The organism is Ramlibacter sp. WS9 (genome assembly GCF_003797765.1).
GTDB lineage: Bacteria > Pseudomonadota > Gammaproteobacteria > Burkholderiales > Burkholderiaceae_C > Ramlibacter.
Genome location: NZ_RKMB01000068.1, coordinates 1 through 4,585, shown reverse-complemented (window position 1 = coordinate 4,585; position 4,585 = coordinate 1). Strand labels below are relative to the sequence as shown.

The following is a 4,585-nucleotide window of genomic DNA, read 5'->3' as shown; positions in this document are numbered from 1 at the left end:
TGCCCGCGGTTCTGCTGTTGTGCGCCGTCGGCGCGCTCACGCAGCGCTTCGTGATCCAGCCACTGCTGTCGGCCGACGCGCACATCCAGATCTTCGCGACCGTGGGCGTTTCGACAGCCCTGCTGAATCTGGCGTTGATGATCTTCGGCGCCGACGTGCGAAAGGTCGAACCGTCGTTTGGTACAGAAGGACTCCAGGCAGGGGCGATCACGCTGGTCAGCGGCCAGCTGGTCACGTTCGTGCTCGCCATCGCGGTGGCCGGCGCGATGCACGCTTTCCTTCATCACACCTTCACCGGCCGCGCATTTCGAGCCATCGCCCAAAACCGTGTAGCCGCGTCGTTGATGGGCGTGAACGTCAAGTTGATGTACGTGCTCGCGTTCGCCATCGGCGCCGGCCTGGTCGGTCTGGCGGCAAGCCTGCTGGCGGTGCAGTACCCGGTGTTCCCGACAGTGGGGCAGTACTTCGTGTTGACGGCCTTCGTGATCGTCGTGTTGGGCGGCATGGGAAGCCTGGCCGGCGCCGTCATCGGCTCCATCTTCATCGGCCTGATCGACAGCATCGCGGGCTTCTACGCCGGCCCCGAACTGAAGGAAGTCGTGTACTTCATCGTCTTCCTGGTCATCCTCATCGTGCGACCGACGGGCCTGTTCGGCCTGGGCCGCGGATCCGAATGAGCGGCGCTCAGCAAATCGGTTGAACGGGCACCCATGTTTCCAAATCTTCTCCACCCTCGTGGCTACGTCGGCGCGCTTGCGCTGCTGGCACTCGTCGCCATTCCGCTCGCCGCGCAGTCGCCGTTCGTCTACCACCTGGCGATCCAGGTCTGCGTCTTCGCGGCGCTCGCAGTCGCATGGAACATCGTCGGCGGATACGCGGGCCAGCTATCGCTGGGCCACGCTGTCTTCTACGGTATCGGCGGTTACACAGCCGGTCTGATGGTCGCGCAACTGGGCGTCTCGCCCTGGCTCGGCATGCTCGCCGGCGCTGCCATCTCCATGGCGGCGGCGGTCGTCATCGCCTATCCCACCCTGCGCCTGCGCGGGCCGTTCTTCTCGCTGGCCACCATCGCCTTCCTGGAAGTCACCCGGCTCCTGGTCATTCACGGGGAAAAACTGACTGGCGGATCCGCGGGCCTGAACGTGCCGCTGCAGGTCGGCCTGCCCTGGATGATCTTCCGCGAGAAGTTGCCCTACCTGCTGATTGCTTTCGGCTTCCTGCTGCTCGCGGTGTGGGTCGCGTGGCTGGTTCGCCGTTCGCGCTTCGGCTTCTATCTGATCGCCGTGCGCGAGCGGGAAGACGCTGCGCGGGCCGTGGGCGTGAATGCGGTGCGGGTGAAGATCGCGGCGGCCGTGATGTCGGCTGCGCTGACAAGCCTGATCGGCGCTTTCCACGCGATGTATCTGACGTTCCTTGAGCCGTCCGCCGCTTTCTCGCTGGAACTGTCCATCCAGATCGCGATGTTCGCCTTGATCGGCGGGTTGGGCAGCGTGGCGGGTCCCATCATCGGCACCGTCGTCGTTCTGCCGGTGGCCGAGCTCGCGCGGGGCTGGCTCAGCGCGTTCGGCAACGGCACTCACGGCTTCGTCTACGGCGTGTTGCTCATCATCGTCGTGCTGTTCTTTCCGCGCGGGCTGGTCGGGCACCTGGGTGCAGGCGTCACCCGCGCGATCGACCGCCTGCCTGACTTCAGCAAGCGCAGAAAACCAAGGGCTTTCGAAACAAGGCGTGTGCCTCAGCGAAGCCCGGGCAGGCAGCCGATCCTGAAGGCCGAGGCTATCCACAAGCGCTTCGGTGGGTTGAAAGCCACCGACAACGTGTCACTCACCTTGCACGAAGGCGAAATCCTGGGGGTGATCGGTCCCAACGGCGCGGGCAAGACAACGGTGTTCAACCAGCTCTCCGGCTTCATCCGGCCGGATCAAGGGAAGGTCACCGTTCTCAATGACCGGGGCCAATGGGTCGAACCCCACAGTCCTGAGACGTTCGCCCACGCGGGCGTCGGCCGCACCTTCCAGATCGTGCAGCCGTTCTCGGGCCTCACGGTGCTGGAGAACATCATGCTTGGCGCGTTCATGCACACCGTCCACCGCGACCAGGCGGAGCAGATTGCCCGCGAAGTCGCTGAGCTCACCGACCTCACTTCACTGCTGGACGCCGAGGCGCGAGGCCTGACGGTAGGCGGAATGAAACGACTGGAGGTGGCGCGTGCTTTGGCGACACGGCCGCGCATATTGCTGCTCGACGAGGTGCTTGCGGGTCTCAACCCCTCGGACGTCGCGCGGGCCATTGCCATGATCCGCCGCATTCGCGACGCCGGTGTCTCAGTGCTCATGATCGAACACCTGATGCAGGCCACGATGGCCCTCTCGGACCGGATCGTGGTGATCAATCTCGGACAGGTTCTATGTGAAGGCTTGCCGGCGGACGTGGTGAACGATCCCTTGGTGATCGAAGCCTATTTGGGAAAGGGGTACGCAGATGCTCAAGCTTCGTGATGTGACCGCGGGCTACGGCAAGAGCGAAGTCCTCAAGGGCATTTCGTTCGACGTGAACGCTGGTGAGATCGTCACCATCGTGGGTGCCAACGGTGCGGGCAAGACCACGACGTTGAAGACCTTGTGCGGCATCGTCCCGGCGACCGGTGGCCATGTCGAGTTCGACGGGCAGCCGATCACCAACAAGGCGGCCCATGAGATCGTCGATCTCGGGATCACCATGGTGCCGGAAGGGCGGCAGCTGTTTCCCTTCCTGACGGTGGAAGATAACTTGCTGATGGGTGCGTACAAGCGCTCGGCTCGCGCGAAGCGTGGCCAGCGCCTGGATGAAGTCTTGCAGATATTCCCGCGTGTCAAGGAGCGGTTGGCGCAACTCGCGGGATCGCTCTCGGGCGGTGAGCAGCAGATGGTCGCCATCGCGCGGGGAATGATGGCCGGGCCGCGCCTCCTCATTTTGGACGAGCCGTCGTTGGGCTTGTCACCGTTGCTGGTGACTCAGATGTTCGACGTGGTCAAGCTCGTGGCCGGCACCGGCACGACCGTGCTGCTGGTCGAGCAGAACATCTTCAACACCTTGAAGCTGGCGGACCGGGGCTATGTGCTGGAAGATGGCGCCGTGGCATTGACCGGTACCGGTGAAGAGCTTCTGCGCAATCCTCATGTGCGCAAAGCCTACCTCGGCCACTGACATGACTCACAGCAACCGGGTTGTCCTCGTGACGGGCGGGGCGAGCGGCATCGGCGCCGTCCTCGTCCGCAGCTATGCGGCCGCCGGCGCGGCGGTCGGCATCGTCGATCGCGACGCGCAAGCCGGGAATGCGCTGGCCGAGGAACTGAAAGGCCAAGGCCGGCAGGTTTACTTTTCCGGCGCGGATGTCGCGGACTTCAATGCATGCCGGCAGGCCTGCCTGCTGATCGAAGATGCTCTGGGTCCCGTGGACACACTGGTTAACAACGCGGGGATATCACCCAAGCACGACGGCCAGCCGCAGCCGATCTGGCGGATGGACCCGGCCGAGTGGCATCGCGTCGTCGACGTCAACCTTCACAGTGCGTTCAACTTCTGCCGCATCCTCGCACCCGGCATGGTGGAACGCCGGTTCGGCCGCATCGTGTCGATGTCTTCGGTGGCGGGCAAGGCTTACCTCGACATTGTCGCCGCCCACTACAGCACCACCAAAGCCGCAATCATCGGGCTGACCCGCCATCTGGCCGGCGAGCTCGGACCCTATGGCATCACCGTGAACGCCCTTGCGCCCGGCCGGATCGATACGCCGATGGTGGCCGGCGCGCCGCCTGCAGCGAATGAGGCGGTCATCGCGACGACACCGTTGCGCCGCCTGGGCAAGCCGGCGGAAGTGGCGGACGCGTGCCTCTTCCTCAGTTCGGAGCAAGCCGGCTTCATCACCGGGCAGGTGATCGACGTGGCGGGCGGATGGCTGATGACCTGATCACCGGATCGCACTTCTCCATGACTTCCAACATACACAAGAATTTCATTGCCGGCGAATGGGTCGAGGGCACGGGCGCGGCGCTCGACATCAACCCGTCGGACACGCGAGATGTCGTCGGCCACTACGCACACGCGGATGCGGCCCAGACCGAACTGGCGATCGATGCCGCATTCGATGCGCAGCCGGGTTGGGCTCGTGCGACGGCCGAGTCGCGTTCGGATGCACTCGATCGGATCGGCTCGGAGCTGCTGGCTCGCGGCGTTGAACTGGGCCGGCTCCTGTCGCGCGAAGAAGGCAAGACGCTGCCGGAGGGGATCGGCGAGGTCATGCGCGCCGGGCGGGTCTTCAAGTTCTTTGCCGGTGAGGCCCTGCGATTGGGCGGCGAAAGGCTGGCGTCGATTCGCGCGGGGGTCGATGTCGAAGTGACGCGCGAGCCCGAGGGCGTGGTGGGCATCATCACCCCCTGGAATTTCCCGATCGCGATACCGGCCTGGAAGATTGCTCCGGCGCTCGCCTATGGAAACTCGGTGGTGTTCAAGCCCGCCGACCTGGTGCCGGGGAGCGCCTGGGCCCTGTCCGAGATCATCGTGCGCGCCGGGCAACTGCCTGCAGGCGTGTTCAATCTCGTGATGG

At 64.7% G+C, this 4,585-nt stretch carries 5 protein-coding genes; all 5 read left to right on the top strand.

Annotated elements, in window-relative coordinates; all coding sequences use genetic code 11:
- Window positions 1-677 (top strand): branched-chain amino acid ABC transporter permease (locus tag EEB15_RS32835; protein ID WP_141514200.1); only part of this gene is annotated, 677 nt, incomplete at its 5' end.
- A gap of 33 nt (window positions 678-710) precedes the next feature.
- Window positions 711-2,498 (top strand): ATP-binding cassette domain-containing protein, encoded by a 1,788-nt coding sequence (locus tag EEB15_RS32830; RefSeq protein ID WP_141514195.1) that lies wholly within the window; start codon window positions 711-713, stop codon window positions 2,496-2,498.
- Window positions 2,482-3,186, top strand: a complete 705-nt coding sequence (locus EEB15_RS32825) for an ABC transporter ATP-binding protein (protein ID WP_141514199.1) — start codon at window positions 2,482-2,484, stop codon at window positions 3,184-3,186. Before EEB15_RS32830 ends, EEB15_RS32825 begins: the two co-directional genes overlap by 17 nt.
- A 1-nt stretch (window position 3,187) precedes the next feature.
- A complete protein-coding gene (locus tag EEB15_RS32820; protein WP_141514198.1) occupies window positions 3,188-3,949 on the top strand; it encodes an SDR family NAD(P)-dependent oxidoreductase in 762 nt (253 codons plus the stop codon).
- 32 nt (window positions 3,950-3,981) lie between these two features.
- Window positions 3,982-4,585: aldehyde dehydrogenase family protein (locus tag EEB15_RS32815; protein WP_199236696.1), on the top strand; the 604-nt coding region annotated here is incomplete at its 3' end.